At 73.6% G+C, this 15,337-nt stretch carries 14 protein-coding genes; 6 read left to right on the top strand and 8 right to left on the bottom strand.

What is annotated here, in order from left to right:
* Nucleotides 1-77 precede the first annotated feature (77 nt).
* The 3 genes from L3X23_RS06760 (at nucleotide 78) to L3X23_RS06750 (ending at nucleotide 2,919) form a co-directional block, all read left to right on the top strand.
* Nucleotides 78-674, top strand: a complete 597-nt coding sequence (locus L3X23_RS06760; RefSeq protein WP_237191247.1) for a DUF3000 domain-containing protein — start codon at nucleotides 78-80, stop codon at nucleotides 672-674.
* 331 nt (nucleotides 675-1,005) lie between these two features.
* Nucleotides 1,006-1,659: a response regulator transcription factor gene (locus L3X23_RS06755; protein ID WP_237191246.1), complete on the top strand. Its 654-nt coding sequence runs from the start codon at nucleotides 1,006-1,008 to the stop codon at nucleotides 1,657-1,659.
* Between the two features lie 72 nt (nucleotides 1,660-1,731).
* Entirely contained in the window at nucleotides 1,732-2,919 is a 1,188-nt protein-coding gene (locus L3X23_RS06750; RefSeq protein WP_237197943.1) for a ribonuclease D, read from the top strand.
* Between the two features lie 175 nt (nucleotides 2,920-3,094).
* Here L3X23_RS06750 and L3X23_RS06745 read toward each other — a convergent pair whose 3' ends face one another.
* Nucleotides 3,095-4,342, bottom strand: a complete 1,248-nt coding sequence (locus tag L3X23_RS06745) for an FAD-dependent monooxygenase (RefSeq protein ID WP_237191245.1) — start codon at nucleotides 4,340-4,342, stop codon at nucleotides 3,095-3,097.
* Between the two features lie 50 nt (nucleotides 4,343-4,392).
* A complete protein-coding gene (locus tag L3X23_RS06740) occupies nucleotides 4,393-5,583 on the bottom strand; it encodes an FAD-dependent monooxygenase (protein ID WP_237191244.1) in 1,191 nt (396 codons plus the stop codon).
* A gap of 208 nt (nucleotides 5,584-5,791) precedes the next feature.
* Between L3X23_RS06740 and L3X23_RS06735 the strand changes: the two genes are divergently transcribed.
* Nucleotides 5,792-7,147, top strand: coding sequence for a UDP-glucose/GDP-mannose dehydrogenase family protein (locus tag L3X23_RS06735; protein ID WP_237191243.1), 1,356 nt, complete (start codon nucleotides 5,792-5,794; stop codon nucleotides 7,145-7,147).
* Nucleotides 7,144-8,478, top strand: coding sequence for a lipopolysaccharide biosynthesis protein (locus tag L3X23_RS06730; RefSeq protein WP_237191242.1), 1,335 nt, complete (start codon nucleotides 7,144-7,146; stop codon nucleotides 8,476-8,478). Before L3X23_RS06735 ends, L3X23_RS06730 begins: the two co-directional genes overlap by 4 nt.
* Nucleotides 8,479-8,481: 3 nt before the next feature.
* Here L3X23_RS06730 and L3X23_RS06725 read toward each other — a convergent pair whose 3' ends face one another.
* A complete protein-coding gene (locus L3X23_RS06725) occupies nucleotides 8,482-9,366 on the bottom strand; it encodes an ATP-grasp fold amidoligase family protein (protein ID WP_237191241.1) in 885 nt (294 codons plus the stop codon).
* Between the two features lie 157 nt (nucleotides 9,367-9,523).
* On the opposite strand from L3X23_RS06725, the gene L3X23_RS06720 reads away from it, so the two are divergent.
* Nucleotides 9,524-10,501: a glycosyltransferase family A protein gene (locus tag L3X23_RS06720; RefSeq protein WP_237191240.1), complete on the top strand. Its 978-nt coding sequence runs from the start codon at nucleotides 9,524-9,526 to the stop codon at nucleotides 10,499-10,501.
* A 49-nt stretch (nucleotides 10,502-10,550) separates the two neighbouring features.
* Here L3X23_RS06720 and L3X23_RS06715 read toward each other — a convergent pair whose 3' ends face one another.
* The 5 genes from L3X23_RS06715 to L3X23_RS06695 all read right to left on the bottom strand — a co-directional run bounded on the left by L3X23_RS06715 (nucleotide 10,551) and on the right by L3X23_RS06695 (nucleotide 15,329).
* The gene (locus L3X23_RS06715) at nucleotides 10,551-11,669 is read right to left on the bottom strand and encodes a HAMP domain-containing sensor histidine kinase (RefSeq protein WP_237191239.1); all 1,119 of its coding nucleotides are present in this window, start codon (nucleotides 11,667-11,669) and stop codon (nucleotides 10,551-10,553) included.
* On the bottom strand, nucleotides 11,669-12,334 hold the full coding sequence (locus L3X23_RS06710; protein WP_093075467.1) for a response regulator transcription factor: 666 nt from the start codon (nucleotides 12,332-12,334) through the stop codon (nucleotides 11,669-11,671). Before L3X23_RS06710 ends, L3X23_RS06715 begins: the two co-directional genes overlap by 1 nt.
* Nucleotides 12,331-14,238 carry a 1-deoxy-D-xylulose-5-phosphate synthase gene (gene dxs, locus L3X23_RS06705; protein WP_093075472.1) on the bottom strand — a complete coding sequence of 636 codons (1,908 nt, stop codon included), beginning with the start codon at nucleotides 14,236-14,238 and terminating at the stop codon, nucleotides 12,331-12,333. The genes L3X23_RS06710 and dxs overlap by 4 nt, the downstream gene beginning before the upstream one ends.
* 69 nt (nucleotides 14,239-14,307) lie before the next feature.
* Nucleotides 14,308-14,904, bottom strand: a complete 597-nt coding sequence (locus L3X23_RS06700) for a histidine phosphatase family protein (protein ID WP_237191238.1) — start codon at nucleotides 14,902-14,904, stop codon at nucleotides 14,308-14,310.
* Nucleotides 14,901-15,329 (bottom strand): HIT family protein, encoded by a 429-nt coding sequence (locus tag L3X23_RS06695; RefSeq protein WP_237191237.1) that lies wholly within the window; start codon nucleotides 15,327-15,329, stop codon nucleotides 14,901-14,903. The genes L3X23_RS06700 and L3X23_RS06695 overlap by 4 nt, the downstream gene beginning before the upstream one ends.
* Nucleotides 15,330-15,337 lie beyond the last annotated feature (8 nt).

Genomic DNA, 15,337 nt, shown 5'->3' with positions numbered 1-15,337 from the left:
CACCACCGGTGACGACCCGATCGGAGAGCGGCGCGCCTGCCACCGGCGCCGACGCCGCCCACCTACAGTCCCCGCTCGTGCCCGATCCGACCGCCTCCCCTCCGGCCGCGTTCGTCCGCGCGGTCGCCTCGCTGGACGGCCTGCGTCCCCGCCGAGAGCTGGTGGTCCGACCGCTCAAGGCGCCGCCGAAGATGGCGCCGTTCGGCTGGGCGTGCACGGTCGAGGCGGACATCGTCCACCGCGGCGACGGCACCGACGACCTCGACGAGCCCGACACCTCGGGCCGGCTGATCCTGTTGCACGACCCCGCGGGCCAGGACGCCTGGGAGGGCACCTTCCGGCTCGTCTGCTTCGTGCAGGCGCGGCTCGAGCGCGAACAGCTGGGGGACGAGATGCTCCCCGTGATCGCGTGGTCCTGGCTGACCGAGGCGCTCGCCGAGCTCGGCGCGGGCCACCGCGCCCTGGGCGGCACCGTGACCCAGACGTCGTCGGTCCGGTTCGGCGACATCGCGGGCCCGAACCGGGACGACGACGTCGAGCTGCGGGCCTCCTGGACCCCCACCGCACGGGACGGGGACCTTGCCGCGCACGGCGAGGCCTTCCACCGGCTGGTCGCCACGGCGGCCGGGCTGCCGCCGGTCGGGGTACGGACGCTTGCGGAGCGAAGTTGTTGAGCGCCGAACGGTCGCAGAGAGTTGACGACCCGAACGCGCTGGTCACGAGCCGGATACGCAGCGTGGATCACCCGGTTGGGCGCATCATCTTCGACAACGCTGTAACTTTCACCCGGAGAAGTTCGATCGGATACACGACGTTAGACCGCTTGGGGGGCTACAGTTCCTCCACGACACCTCCTCGGGCGGTCGGGGACACACTCTCCGTCCGTCACCGGGGTCCCGGTGTTGGTCGGGGGGCAACGACCGACTCCAGGGAGGTAGTGACGTGGCCGTAGTAGGCCAGGGCACACCCTTGCGCGGCACTCCCGGTGCCGTGCTCCAACCCGCGATGGTTCCTCATCCGCGGGAAGAGCAGTTCTCCGTGTTGGTCGTCGACGACCACCCGCTCCTGCGGGAGGCGATCGCCGCGCGCCTGCGCTCGATGGGCGCCGGCACGGTCCACGAGGCGGCCTCGGTCGCCGAGGCCAGGGCGCGTGCACAGGCCAACGGCCCGTGCGACCTCGCGATCCTCGACCTCGGCCTGCCGGACGGCAGCGGGCTGGACCTCGTCACGGAGCTGCGCCAGCTCGGCTGGAACCGCCTCGTGGTCCTCGCCAGCTCCGACGACCCGTACGCGGTCCGGTCGGCCTTCCAGGCGGGCGCCCAGGCGTACCTCCTGAAGTCCGCCTCCCCCGCCGTGGTGACCGACGGTGTCAAGCGGGTGCTCGACGGTGGCGTCTACGCCGACCCGACGGTCGCCCCGCTGCTCGCCACCGGCACCCGGGTGCCGGGCACCGACAACACCCCGCGGGAGCTCTCGGCCCGCGAGGTCGAGGTGCTGCAGCTCGTGGCGGACGGGCAGTCGAACAAGGAGATCGGCGAGGCGCTGAACCTCTCCGCGCTCACGGTGAAGAGTCACCTGTCCCGGATCGGGCGCAAGCTCGGCACCGGCGACCGGGCGCAGATGGTCGCGCTCGCCATGCGAGCGGGAGTCATCCGCTAGGTGACGCCACAGCACGACCAGGGGGGCGGGCCGGCTCCGCACGAGAACGACGCGGAGACCGGTCCCTCCGCCGTGCCCCTGCTCCGGCCCGCCGACGGGATCCCCGACGTCGTGCGGGACGCATCGGCGCTGGCCAGGACGGCGCAGGCGATCGAGGCGGGCTCCGGTCCGATCGCCGTGGACGCCGAGCGCGCCTCCGGATTCCGCTACTCCCAGCGGGCCTACCTGGTGCAGCTGCGCCGGGCGGGCTCCGGGTCGGCGCTCGTCGACCCGATCCCGCTGGGCGGCGACCTCACCGCGCTCGCGCCCGCCATGGACGGGCCCGAGTGGGTGCTGCACGCCGCCTCCCAGGACCTCCCCTGCCTGGCCGAGGCCGGGCTGCGGCCCGCCGCGCTGTTCGACACCGAGCTCGCGGGCCGGCTCGCCGGGCTCCCCCGCGTCGGGCTCGGGCCGCTGACCGAACGCATGCTCGGGCTCGCCCTCGAGAAGGGCCACGGCGCAGCCGACTGGTCCCGGCGGCCGCTGCCCGAGGACTGGCTGAACTACGCGGCGCTCGACGTCGAGGTGCTCGTCGAGCTGCGTGACGTCCTGGCCGACCTGCTCCGCGAGCAGGGCAAGCTGGACTGGGCGTACGAGGAGTTCGAGGCCGTGCGCACCGCCGGACCGCCGCCGCCGCGCACCGATCCGTGGCGGCGGACGTCCGGGATCCACAAGGTCCGCAAGCCCCGCGCACTCGCCGCCGTGCGATCGCTGTGGGAGGCGCGGGACACGCTCGCTGCGGAACGGGACGTCGCGCCCGGACGGGTGCTGCCGGACTCCGCGATCATCGAGGCCGCGGTCGCCAACCCGCCGGACGCCCGGGCGCTGTCGCAGCTCCCGGTGTTCCGGGGCCGGGCGCAGCGGCGGCTGGAGTCGTACTGGTTCGGAGCCCTGCGCGCCGCACAGGCCCTGCCGGACGCGGAGCTACCGCGCTCCTCGGCGCCCACCGACGGCCCGCCGCCGGTCTCGCGCTGGGGCGACCGCGATCCCGCCGCCGCGGCCCGGCTGGCCGCCGCGCGCACCGGGCTGGCCGAGCTCTCCGAACACTGGTCGATCCCGGTCGAGAACCTGCTCCAGCCCGACCTGATGCGCAGGCTGTGCTGGTCCCCGCCCGAGGACGGGGACGTACCCGCCTTCCTGCGCGCCGGTGGGGCGCGGAACTGGCAGGTGGAGCTGACGGCGCCGGTTCTGGAGAAAGCGCTGGCGGCGCGGCCGAGCTGAGGCTGGGCCCGTGGCTTGGGCCGTGACGCTTGGGCGTCCCAAGCGTCGCTGAGCGGTGCTTGGGCGTCCCAAGCGTCACCACACGCCCCAGCCCACCGACGCTTGGGCGTCCCAAGCGTCACTCAGCGGCGCTTGGGCGTCCCAAGCGTCACCACACGCCCCAGCCGCCCGCGCCTCACCCCACCCGCTCCCGCTTCGCGGCTCGTGCGGTGCGGCGCAGCGTGGTCATGCCCTGCCGGACCTTGCGCAGCGGTTCGAACTGCGTCGCCCGGTGCAGCTGGAAGCGCCAGGCCTCGGGGTGGTCACCCCGGCGGTCGAGCAGCGTGTAGGCGAAGCGGACGGGGTCCTGCTCGTCCAGGTGGCGCCCGACGTCTTCGAACCAGTGCATGTTCCGCAGCGCCTGCGCCTGCACCCGGCCCACTTCGGCGCGCCGCAGGGCGTCGTAGGCGGCGAGCCCGCCCGCGAGGTCGTCGGGGAACAGGCGCAGCGACTCGGCCAGCCGCACCGCGTCCTGCACGGCGAGGACGGTCCCGGACCCGATGCCGAAGTGCGTGGTGTGCGCGGCGTCCCCCGCCAGCACGACGTTCCCCGAGACCCACGAGCGGGTCCGCAGGTGGCGGAACCGCAGCCACGGCTCGGCCGTGCCCGTGCTCCCCACCGCGCCGGGCGGCCGGAGCAGCGCCGCCCCGCCCAGCGGCCCGGCGAAGATCTCCTCCAGGCGCCGGAGGTCGGCGTCGACGTCCGAGCCCAGGCCGAGGCCCTCGAACACCTCCGGGGAGCATTCGACGATGCACGTGCTCGTGCCGCCGGTGGACGGGTAGGCGTAGAACCAGATCCAGCCCGACCCCGTCGCCCAGGTGACGCGCTCGAAGGCGAACGTGAACCGGGGCAGGTAGCGCTCGGTGCCGAGCCAGATGTAGCGGTTGCGGCCCGTCTCGATGGCGATGTCGAAGCCGTGCCGATGGTCGACTCCGGCTCCGTACGCCGCCCGGACCCGGCTCCCGGCCCCGTCCGCGGCGAGGACGAGGTCCGCCTCCTCGCCGACGCCCTCCGGCTCGACCGGGGTGTCCCAGACGACCTTCACGCCGGCGTCCTCCGCGCGGCGCACCAGGATGTCCAGCAGCGCGGCGCGCCCCATCGAGAAGCCGTACTTGCCGCCGATGTGCACGGGCGCCCGCCCGCCGATCCGGACGACCTGGTCGCGCCAGAGGATCGCGGCGGCCCGGACGGCCCGGCCGCCGTCCGGGTCGAGCCGGTGCAGGTCGTCGAGCAGGTCCTCGCCGAACGTGATGCCCCAGCCGTGGGTCGCCCCGGGCGCGTGCCGTTCCCGGACCTCGACCTCCAGGGTCGGGTCGTCCCGCTTGAGCAGCATGGCCGCGGCCAGTCCGGCGGGGCCGCCGCCGATGCAGAGAACCTTGCGCATCCTCACACCCTCTCGAAACGACCGAGTGAGCGTAATGACACGGGTGACAGTCACCGCCGCCGGGCCGCCCGAGCCTCCCGCCGGACCCGCGTCATGCCCTGCCGGACCCGACGCAGCGAGGGGACCTGGGTGGCCAGGTGCACCTGGTAGCGCCAGGACTCCGAGTGGTCGCCGCGCCTGTCCAGCAGCTCGTAGCCGAACCGGACGGGGTCCGCGCCCTCCACGCGGTCGGGCAGCTCCTCGAACCAGGCCATGCTGCGCGCGGCGTCGACCTGGATGCGGTCGACCTCCAGGCTGCGGACGGCGTCGTACGCGGCGAGGGCGCCCGCCGGGTCGTCGTGGAACAACGCGCGGGCCTCGTTGAACCGGATCGCGTCCTGGATCGCGAGGGTGGTGCCGGAGCCGATGGCGAAGTGCGTGGTGTGGGCGGCGTCGCCCGCCAGCGCGACGTTCCCGTCGACCCACGACGCGGTGCGGACGTGCCGGAAGCTCTGCCACGTCGTGGTGCCCGGGGGCGTGCGCAGCGGGCGTCCGCCGAGGTGGCGGGCGAAGATCCGGCCGAGGATGTCGAGGAAGTCCGAGCTGTCCCTGCCCTCCCCGCCGTCCAGGCCCAGCCCCGTCCACACCTCTGGCGTGCACTCGACGATGCAGGTGCTGGTCCCGCCGCTGGACGGGTAGCCGTGGAACCAGATCCAGCCGGCGTCCGTCCGCTCGAACGCGAAGGTGAACGCGTCGAAGGTGTGGTCGGTGCCGAGCCACGCGTAGCGGTTGCGGCCGGGGGTGATCCGCGTGTCGAAGCCTCCCGCGGCCCGCATCCGGCTGCCCGCCCCGTCCGCCGCGACCACGACGTCGGCCTCGTCGCGGACGCTCGCCGGGTCGGCGTCCACCCCCCAGCGGATGCGGACGCCGACCTCCTCGGCCCGCGCGGCCAGCAGCTCCAGCAGCCGGGTGCGGCCCATGCTGAAGCCGTACCGCCCGCCCAGGTGCACCGGCTCGGCCACGCCGACCCGCACCTCCTGCCGCGCCCACACGGTCGCCGCCTCGCGCAGCCGCCTGCCGCCCTCGGGATCGTGGCGGTGCAGGTCGTCGAGCAGGTTCTCGCCGAACACCACGCCCCAGCCGTGGGTGTCGGCGGGCGCGCTGCGCTCCAGCACCTCCACCTCGGTGCTCGGATCACTCAGCCTGGCCAGGATGCCCGTGTACAGACCCGCGGGCCCTCCGCCCACGCACAGCACCTTCACGACCCCGCTCCTCCGCCTCGGCTCACCCCGTCGACTACCCGTTCGTCCGGGAGTTATGTCCGGTTCGGCAAACTCCCGATATCGATCGGATGACCTGCGGGCGGCGACCGTCCGACGTCCGCCCGACGTCCGGGGCGCCCTGCGGACCCCCCGAGGGCTGGGCTAGCGTCGGCCCGGTCGGATGGCGGACCAGAACGCAGGGGGCAGGGTGTTCGCACGCACGATCGCCGTGGTCGGAACCGGGTACGTCGGACTCACCACGGGGGCGTGCCTCGCCTCCCTGGGGCACCGCGTGGTCTGCGCGGACATCGACGAGCAGAAGGTCGCCGCCCTGTCCCGCGGCGAGATCTCCATCCGCGAGCCGGGGTTGGCGGAGCTGGTCGGCGAGGGGCTCGCGGCCGGGCGGCTGTCGTTCGTCGTGGGTGCGGGACAGGCGCTCAAGGAGCTCGAGACCGAGGGCAAGCCGGTCGAGGTGCTGTTCCTGTGCGTCCCGACGCCGATGGGCGTGGGCGGGGTGGCGGACCTGTCGGCCGTCGAGGCGGTGGTCGAGGAGGTGCGGGACGCCATGCCCGCGGGCTGCGTGGTGGTCAACAAGTCCACCGTGCCCGTCGGGACCGCGGACCGGACCGCCGAGCTGCTCGCCCGGCCGGACGTGCAGGTCGCGAGCAACCCGGAGTTCCTCCGCGAGGGCTCCGCCGTGCACGACTTCCTGAACCCGGACCGGATCGTCGTCGGCTCGAACTCCTCTCCGGACGCCGCGGAGCGGGTCGCGGCCCTCTACGCCCGCCTCGGGGCACCGACCGTGCTCACCGACGCCGCCAGCGCCGAGATGATCAAGTACGCGGCGAACTGCTTCCTCGCCATGAAGCTCTCCTACGTCAACGCCCTCGCCGAGCTCTGCGAGCGGGTGGACGCGGACGTCGCGGACGTCACCGAGGGCATGGGCTACGACCGGCGCATCGGCCAGGCGTTCCTGTCCCCCGGCCCCGGCTGGGGCGGCTCCTGCCTGCCCAAGGACACCCATGCGCTGTTGCAGGTCGCGGACTCGGCGGACTTCGAGTTCCGCCTGGTCCGGGCCAGCATCGACACCAACACCCGGCAGTTCCGGCGGATGGTGGACAAGGTCCGCCTGGCCGTCACCGGCAGCCGCAACGGCTCGCTGTCGCGGGTGCGCCTGGCGTTGTTCGGCCTGACGTTCAAGGCCGGGACGGACGACCTGCGGGACTCCCCCGCGCTCGGGGTGGCCGCGCTGCTGCGGCAGGCGGGCGCCGAGCTGGTCGGCTACGACCCGGGGCTCGTGGACTCCCCCGCCGTCGCGGGGCTGGACCCGCGGCTGGTCACCCTCGCCGACGACCCCTACCAGGCCGCCGAGGGCGCCCAGGCCGTCGTCGTGCTCACCGAGTGGCCCGAGTTCCGGTCCCTGGACTGGTCGCGGGTCGCGGCCGCCGCCGACGGGGCCACGGTCGTCGACACCCGCAACCTGCTCGACCCCGCCGTGGTCCGGCGCGCGGGGCTGACCTGGACCGGTGTCGGGCGGCCGACGATCGAGGCCGCCACCACGTGACCGAACCGCCCCGTCCGACCTCCGGGGCGCCGACCCGGGGGCGGACCGGACCGGGACACGCCCTGGCCGCGCTGCGCCGGGAGCTGTCCGTCCCGCTGTTCCGCAACACCTACGCGTTGATGCTGAACACGGTCGTCAACTCCGGGTTCGGGCTGCTCTACTGGGTCGTCGCCGCACGCACGTACCCGGAGACCGAGGTGGGCCGCGGCAACGCGCTGACCTCGCTGATGCTGCTGGTCTCGATCCTCACCCAGCTCAACGTCGGGCAGGCACTCGTCCGGTTCCTGCCGCGCGCGGGGTCCGGGTCGGCCCGGCTGATCGGCTCGGCCTACGGGCTCTCCGCGGGCGTGGGGGTGCTGGGCGCGGCCGGGGTCGCGGTGTACTGCCACCTCCTGCGACCGGAGGGCGACCCGCTGCACATGTCCGCGGCCTTCGGGGCGTGGTTCGTGCTCTCGACGGTGCTGTGGTCGCTGTTCACGGTGCAGGACTCCGTGCTCACCGGGCTGCGCGAGTCGATCTGGATCCCGCTGGAGAACGGGCTCTACGGCGTGGTCAAGCTCGTGGTGCTCGTCGTCGTGGCCCAGACGTCGATCTCGGACGGGGTGTTCACCTCGTGGACGCTGCCGGTGGTCGGCCTGATCGTCCCCGTCGCCCTACTCGTCTTCCGACGGCTGCTCCCCCGCCACGTCGCCGCCACCCGCGCCGTCGAGGAGCCCCTCGACCGGCGCGCCATCGTGCGGTACATGGGCGGGGACTACGCGGGCCAGGTCTTCAGCCAGGCGGGCTCGTCGTTCCTGCCCGTGCTGGTGGTCGCGTTGCTCGGGTCGGCGAGCGGGGCGTACTTCCTGCCCGCGCAGACCGTCTTCGTGGCCATCAACATGCTCACGCTGAGCATCACCTCCTCGCTCGTCGCCGAGGCGGCGCGGGACCCGGACCGAGCGCACCTGCACGCGCGGGCGGTGGTGCGCAGGCTCACGCTGACCGTACTGCCCGCCGCCGTGGCGATGGCGGTGGCGGCACCGTGGGTCCTGCACCTCTACGGCGCGCAGTACGCCGCGAACGCCACGCTGCTGCTGCAGCTGTTCATGGCGTCGGTCCTGCCGCGCGTGGTGGTCGCCCTGTTCATGACGCTCAACCGGCTGCGCAACCGCACCTGGGTGCTCGCCGTGCTGCAGGGGGTGCAGGCCGCCGCGCTGATCGGCGGGGTCGTGGCGCTGCACGGCCCGCTCGGGCTGGACGCGGTGGGCTGGGTGACGCTCGGGGTGGAGCTGCTCCTCGCCCTCGCCGTGCTGCCCGCGGTCATCCGCTGGCTGCGGGGCACACCCCGGTGAGGCTCACCGCACGAAACGCTCCGGAACCGGGGCGCCGGTCCGCCACATCTCGCCCAGCGCGAGATCGAACTCGCGGGGCTGCAGCCGGACCAGTCCACCACCCGGGTTGTGCGTGATCTCGCCGAAGTGGATCTTTCCGTCCACGTTGTACAGATCGATTCGGACGAACGCGAATTCGCTGCTCAATGCGCGGGCGACGTCGAGCATCTCGGCATAGTTCGCGGGCTGCTCGGGCAACCGCTCGGCGAAGGCGAAACGACCGCTCACCGCAAATTCACGCCATTCGGGCGTGAGCATCGTGGAGGTGTGGCCGGTGAAGCGGTCCTGGTCGACGACGACCATCCCCGGCTCGCCGTGGAACATGAAGAACTTGTAGTCGGTGGGGGCCGTGCCCGCCTCGCCGATGAACTGCTCGACCACCGCCCGGCGCGGGAGCCCGCGGTAGGGGGACTCGCGCCAGCCGTGGGTGTAGAAGTCCGTCCGCAGCCATCGCCGGACGGTCTCGCGGATCGCCGCCCGGTCCGCCCGCGTGGGGTCCGGGAGCAGGATCGTCATGTCGCAGCCGTGCGTCCCCTTGATCACACACGGCCCGGGCAACGCGTCGAAGTCCAGGTCAGCGGCGTCCGTGAGCAGGGCGAACAGCGGGATGAGGTACTTCTCCCCCGCCTTCTCCGCCACGTAGGAGCGCACCTCGTACTTGTCCGACGTCCGGTGCACGAGCTCGCTCTGTTCCTCGAGGTTCTTCGCGGCGAGCAGCTGCGACCACGTCCGGGGGCGGCGCAGCGTGGTCAGCTCACCCTGGAAGATCGCATGCTTGGCGAGGGCGAACTGCCGGTCGGGGAGGAAACGGAGCCTCCGCGCCAGGAGCACCCGGGCGTCGATCGTCATCTGCCGACGATAGCGGGGCGCCCGATCCGCGCCGCCGGCGGCCGAACCGTGCCGCGGGGTTACGATGATTCACGATCAATTCACCCACAAAAGCGATTCGGCCGGATTTGCGCGAGTCCGGCGGGCGGCTCCCGGAAGGCATTGCTAGGGTCGTGGAGTGGCCAGGGAATCCGCCGTCGTGTCCGTCGTGACGCCGGCGTACAACGTTGCAGCGTGGATCGGCGAGGCGGTCGACTCCGTCCGCGCGCAGACGGAGGGCCGTTTCGAGTACGTCGTGGTGGACGACGGCTCGACCGACGACACCGCCGAGATCGTCCGGGCCCGCGCGGCGCTGGACCCGCGGATCCGCCTGATCCGCTCGCAGAACGCGGGCTCGGGCGCCGCGCGCAACCTCGGGATCACCGACACCACCGCCCCGTTCGTCGCCTTCCTCGACGGTGACGACCGCTGGCACCCGGACTTCCTGCGGCGCCTGCTGCACGTGTTCGACACCGGGCCCGCGCAGGTCGGCGCCGCGTTCTGCCACACCCGCGTGATGCTGGAGAGCGGCCGCGTCGTCGGCCCCCGGTGGCAGCCCGCGGGCGCCTGCGACATGGACCGGTTCCTCGCCGAGAACAACCCCACGCACAACGGCAGCTCGCTGGTGATCCGGCGCAGCTGCTTCGACGAGGTGGGCGGCTTCGACACGACCATCACCAGCGCCGTCGACCTCGAGATGTGGCTGCGGATCGGCGCCTGGTCCTCGACCCCGCTGTTCTGGGGGGTGCGGCGCTATCTCGTCGACATGCGGCTCATGCGCACCGGCAGCATCAGCTCGAACCGGAGTGCCCGCTACGAGTCGCTGGACAAGCTGCTCACCGAGTACGCCCCGATGATGACCCGGCTGCCCGCGGGCCTCGCCTACGTGCAGCCCGCGGTGTTCGCCTACCGGGACGGGCACGACGAGATCGCCGACCGCTGGGCGGGCACGGCCCTGACCGCGGGGCGGGCCCGGCTGGCGGGCTCCCGCTGGGGCCAGGCCCTCCTGACCTGGCACCGCGCCGGTCCGGAGACCCGCGCCCGGCTCCGGGCGGCGCGGGACACCACGCGCTCCGGGGTCTACAACGGGCTGGCCAAGGTCCTCTCCGTCGCCTGACCAGCGCATTATGGAACCATAATGCGCCCATAACGGCGTTATCAACGCATTAGGGTTCCATAGTGCAGAGGGGTAGGCGGACCTCCACGGTCAGGCCGCCGCCCGGGACCGGGCTCGCGCGCACCTCGCCCTGGTGGGCGTGCACGATCGCGCGCACGATGCTCAGGCCGAGGCCCGAGCCCTGCGCGGTCGCGGTGCGGGCGACGGGGCCGCGGCGGAAGGGCTCGAAGAGCTGCTCCACCTGGACCGGGTCGATCTCCGCGCCCGACGACGACACCCGCAGCTCCCCCGGGGCCGTCGAGACCTCGATCCAGCCGCCGTCCACGTTGTGCCGCACGGCGTTCTCCAGCAGGTTGCCCGCGATCCGCTCCACCAGCACCGGGTCGCCCGACACCGGGGCGGGGCCGCCGGTGACCCGCACGCGCAGCCCCCGCCCGGCGGCCTCGGCGGCGGTGGTCCGGACGGCGTGTGCGGCGGCGTCCCGCAGGTCGACGCGGGTCGCGGCGAGCTCGCCGAGGCTCTCGGTGCGCGCGAGCAGCAGCAGGCCCCCGACCAGGTCGTCGGCGCGCCGGGTCGCGTCCCGGACCACCACACCCATGCGCCGCAGCTCCTCGACGTCCGCGGTCGGGTCGGCCAGGGTCACGTCGACCTCGGTGCGCAGCACCGCCAACGGGGTGCGCAGCTCGTGGCTGGCGTTGGCCACGAACCGGCGCTGCTGGGCGAAGGCACCTTCGAGGCGGTCGAGCATCCCGTCGAACACCGAGGCCAGCTCGGCCAGCTCGCCGCGCGCCCCACGCAGGTCCAGGCGCTGGTCGAGCGACTCGGCCGACAGCCTGCGCGCGGTCGCGGTCACCGAGTGCAGGGGCGCCAGTACCCGCCCCACCAACACCCACGACACCAGGCCCGCGGCCAGCACCACGAGCGGGAACGCGAGCGCGCCCGCCCGCAGCAGCTCCGCCCGGGCCGCGTCGCGGACCGCCGCCGTGACCTGGGAGGCAGGCACCCGGACCTCCCCGACCTGCACCATCGTGCCCGGCGGCAACCCGGGCACCGCGCCCGCGACCCCGCCGACCAGCAGCCATCCCAGCCACAGCAACAGGGCACTGACCAGGGCGACCAGCGCGGTCCCCAGCAGGGTCAGCTGCCACCGCAGCGAGAGCCGGCGCACTAGCCCGCCGCAGGCACCCGGTACCCCGCCCCGACGACGGTCTCGATCACCCCGGGCTCGCCGAGCTTCTTGCGCAGGGTCATCACCGTGACCCGCACGGTCGTGGTGAAGGGGTCCGCGTTCTCGTCCCAGACCCGTTCGAGCAGCTCCTCGCTGGACACGACGGCCCCGCCCGCGCCCAGCAGGACCTCGAGCACGCCGAACTCCTTGCGGGTCAGCTCCACGGGCGCGTCCGCCCGCGACACGGTCCGCCGCGAGGGGTCCAGCGACACGTCCCCGGCCCGCAGCAGCGGCGGCAGCGCCGGTGCGGCGCGCCTGCCCAGGGCCCGGACCCGGGCGACCAGCTCCGGGAAGTCGAAGGGCTTGGCCAGGTAGTCGTCCGCGCCCTGGGAGAGCCCGTCGACCTTGTCCTCGAGGGTGCCGCTGGCGGTGAGCATGATGATCCGGGTCGGGGCGTCCGAGGCCACGATCTCGGCGCACAGCGCGTCCCCGGTCATGCCGGGCAGGTCCCGGTCGAGCACCACCACGTCGTACCGGGTGATCGAGGACTTCTCGTGGCCCGAGAGCCCGTCGAGCGCGACGTCGACGGCCATGCCCTCGCGCCGCAGCCCGCGCGCGACCGCCTCGGCCAGCGCCTGCTCGTCCTCGACGACCAGGACCCTCACGTGGTGACCTGCTCCGATGCCACGGTGGTGAGCCGCGCGGTCCACTCGGTCACCCGGCGCGCCACGTCCTGCGCGGTGAGCCCGACGGCGGCCAGCACGTCCGACCGCGACCCGTGCTCGAGGAACTCCTGCGGCAGCGCGACGTCTCGCTGCGGCACGTCCACCTCCGCCGCCCGCAGCGTGTCGGCCAGCGCCGACCCGAAGCCGCCGTGGCGCCCGGAGTCCGCCACGGTGACGACCAGCTGGTGCCGCCGGGCCAGGTCGACCAGCGCCGAGGGCACCGGGAGCACCCACCGCGGGTCCACCACGGTGACCGCGACGCCCTGCTGCGCCAGCCGGGCGGCCGCCTCCAGGCCGAGCTCGCCGAAGGCGCCCACGCACACCAGCAGCACCGTCGCGTTGCGGTCCTCGCGCAGGAGATCCACCCCCTGGACGCGGCGCACCGCGGGCACCGACTCGATCACCGGCCCCTTGGGGAAGCGCAGCGCGGTCGGTCCGTCGTCCACGGCGACGGCCTCGGCGAGCTCCTCGCGCAGGGTGGCGGCGTCCCGCGGCGCGGCGACCCGGATGCCGGGCACGATGCCGAGCACCGACAGGTCCCACATGCCGTTGTGCGAGGGCCCGTCGTTGCCGGTGACGCCGGCCCGGTCGAGGACGACCGTGACGGCCTCGCGGTGCAGCGCCACGTCCATCAGCAGCTGGTCGAAGGCCCGGTTGAGGAACGTCGAGTAGACCGCGACGACCGGGTGCATGCCGCCGCGGGCGAGCCCGGCCGCCGAGGCGAAGGCGTGCTGCTCGGCGATCCCGACGTCGACACAGCGCTCGGGGAACTCGGCCTGGAACTTCGCGAGCCCGGTCGGCCCGAGCATGGCGGCGGTGATCGCCACGACGTCCGGCCGCTCGGCCCCGATCCGCACGAGCTCGTCGGCGAACACGCTGGTCCAGCCGGTGGTCTTGGGGCCGGTGGGCAGCCCGGTGGCCGGGTCGAAGGCCGAGGGGCTGTGCATCTGCTCGGCCTCGTCGTTCTCCGCCGGGGCGTAGCCGTTCCCCTTGCGCGTGACGGCGTGCACCACGACCGGGCCGCCGAAGTGGCGGGCGCGGCGCAGCGCGGACTCCATCGCCGCGACGTCGTGCCCGTCGACCGGCCCGAAGTACTTGAGCCCCAGGTCGGCGAACAGCTCCTGTGGGCTGATCGCGTCCTTGATCCCGGCCTTCAGCGCGTGCAGCCCCGCGTACACCGCGGGCCCGACGACCGGCGTGCCGCGCAGCGTGGACTTCCCGGCCTCCAGCAGCCGCTCGTAGCCGGGCTGCAGCCGCAGCGTGGCCAGCCGGTCCGCGAGCCCGCCGATGGTGGGGGCGTAGCTGCGGCCGTTGTCGTTCACCACGATCACCACGTTGCGGTCCTTGGCCGCCGCGATGTTGTTCAGCGCCTCCCAGGCCATGCCGCCGGTGAGCGCACCGTCGCCGATCACGGCCACGACGTGGCACTGCCGCCCGGTCAGCGAGTAGGCCCGCGCGATCCCGTCCGCCCAGCTCAGCGAGGACGACGCGTGCGACGACTCGACGTGGTCGTGCACCGACTCCGACCGCGACGGGTACCCCGACAGCCCGCCGGTCTTCTTGAGGTTCTCCCAGCCGGACTGCCTGCCCGTCAGCAGCTTGTGCACGTAGGCCTGGTGCCCGGTGTCCCAGATCACGGTGTCCCGCGGCGAGTCGAACACGCGGTGCAGGGCGATCGTCAGCTCGATGACGCCCAGGTTGGGTCCGAGGTGTCCCCCGGTGCGGGACACCGACCGCACGAGGAACTCGCGGATCTCCGTGGCCAGGGCGGCCAGCGCGTCGGGGCCGAGGCGTTTGAGGTCCGCGGGTCCCCGGACCGACGACAAGATGTTGACCGGCTGCACGTCCCTCACTGTACGAGTGCGGGACCCGCTCGGCGTTCAGGACACCGGGACGTCACGTCGCCGACACGACTAGAGCAGGTCGGCGACGTGCCCGATCTCGTTCACCGTGCGGGGCTTGCGCACCCCGTCGCGGCGGGCGACGACCCGGGTCACGCCCGCGTAGTCCAGCGGGAACGGCAGCGGCCGGGTGATGCCGAGCAGGTGGCCGAGGAAGACGTTGACGACCCCGGCGTGCGCGAACACCACGGCGGTGCCCCGCCCGGGGTGGGCCGCGACGATCTCGTCGAGCGCGGCGAGGACCCGCGCGGTGAACGCGGGGACGTCGACGTGCTCGGGCAGGTGCCCCTCGACCATCCGCTGCCACTCCTGCGGGTTCTCCCGGGCGAGCTCGTGGACGGGCAGGTAGCGGGGCTGGTCGGCGTCGAACTCGCGCAGGTCGTGGCGCTGCACGATCTCCAGGCCCCGCGCCGACGCCAGCGGCGCGGCCGTCTGGACCGCCCGCGTCATGGTGCTGGCGTAGATCGCGTCGACGGGCTCCCCGGCCAGCGCGTGCACCACCCGCTCGGCCTGCCGGTGGCCCAGCTGGGTCAGCGCGGGATCGGCCTTCTCCCCGTCGCCGTCGGTGACCCGTTCCGGCAGGCCGTGCCGGACGAGCACGAGCCTCACGCGGAGGGGACGTGCTCGCCGTGACCCGCCTCACGCAGCCGCGCGCGCAGCCGCTCGGCGATCTCGTCCTGCTCCGTCGGGTCGATCTCCTTCGCCGCGTTGGCGAAGTCGAACGCGGCCATGTCCCAGGCCGGGTACACGTGCAGGTGCAGGTGCGGCACCTCGAAACCCGCGATCATGAAGGCGACCCGCGGCGGGGACCAGACGGCCTGCACCGCCTTCGCGATGTCGTGCGACACCGCTGTGAGGTGCGCCAACAGGTCCGGGGCGGCGTCGACCCAGTGGTCGACCTCCTCCCGCGGGACGACCAGGGTGTGGCCGGGGCCGAGGGGGTTGATCGAGAGGAACCCGACGCAGCGCTCGTCCGACCAGACGAACCGGGCCGGGATCTCGCCGTCGATGATCTTCGTGAACAGGGTGCTCATCACTGCGG

The organism is Pseudonocardia sp. WMMC193, assembly GCF_021728735.1.
Taxonomy (GTDB): domain Bacteria; phylum Actinomycetota; class Actinomycetes; order Mycobacteriales; family Pseudonocardiaceae; genus Pseudonocardia; species Pseudonocardia oroxyli.
The sequence above is the reverse complement of the archived record's forward strand: the minus strand, read 5'-3'. Positions and strand labels throughout refer to the sequence as shown.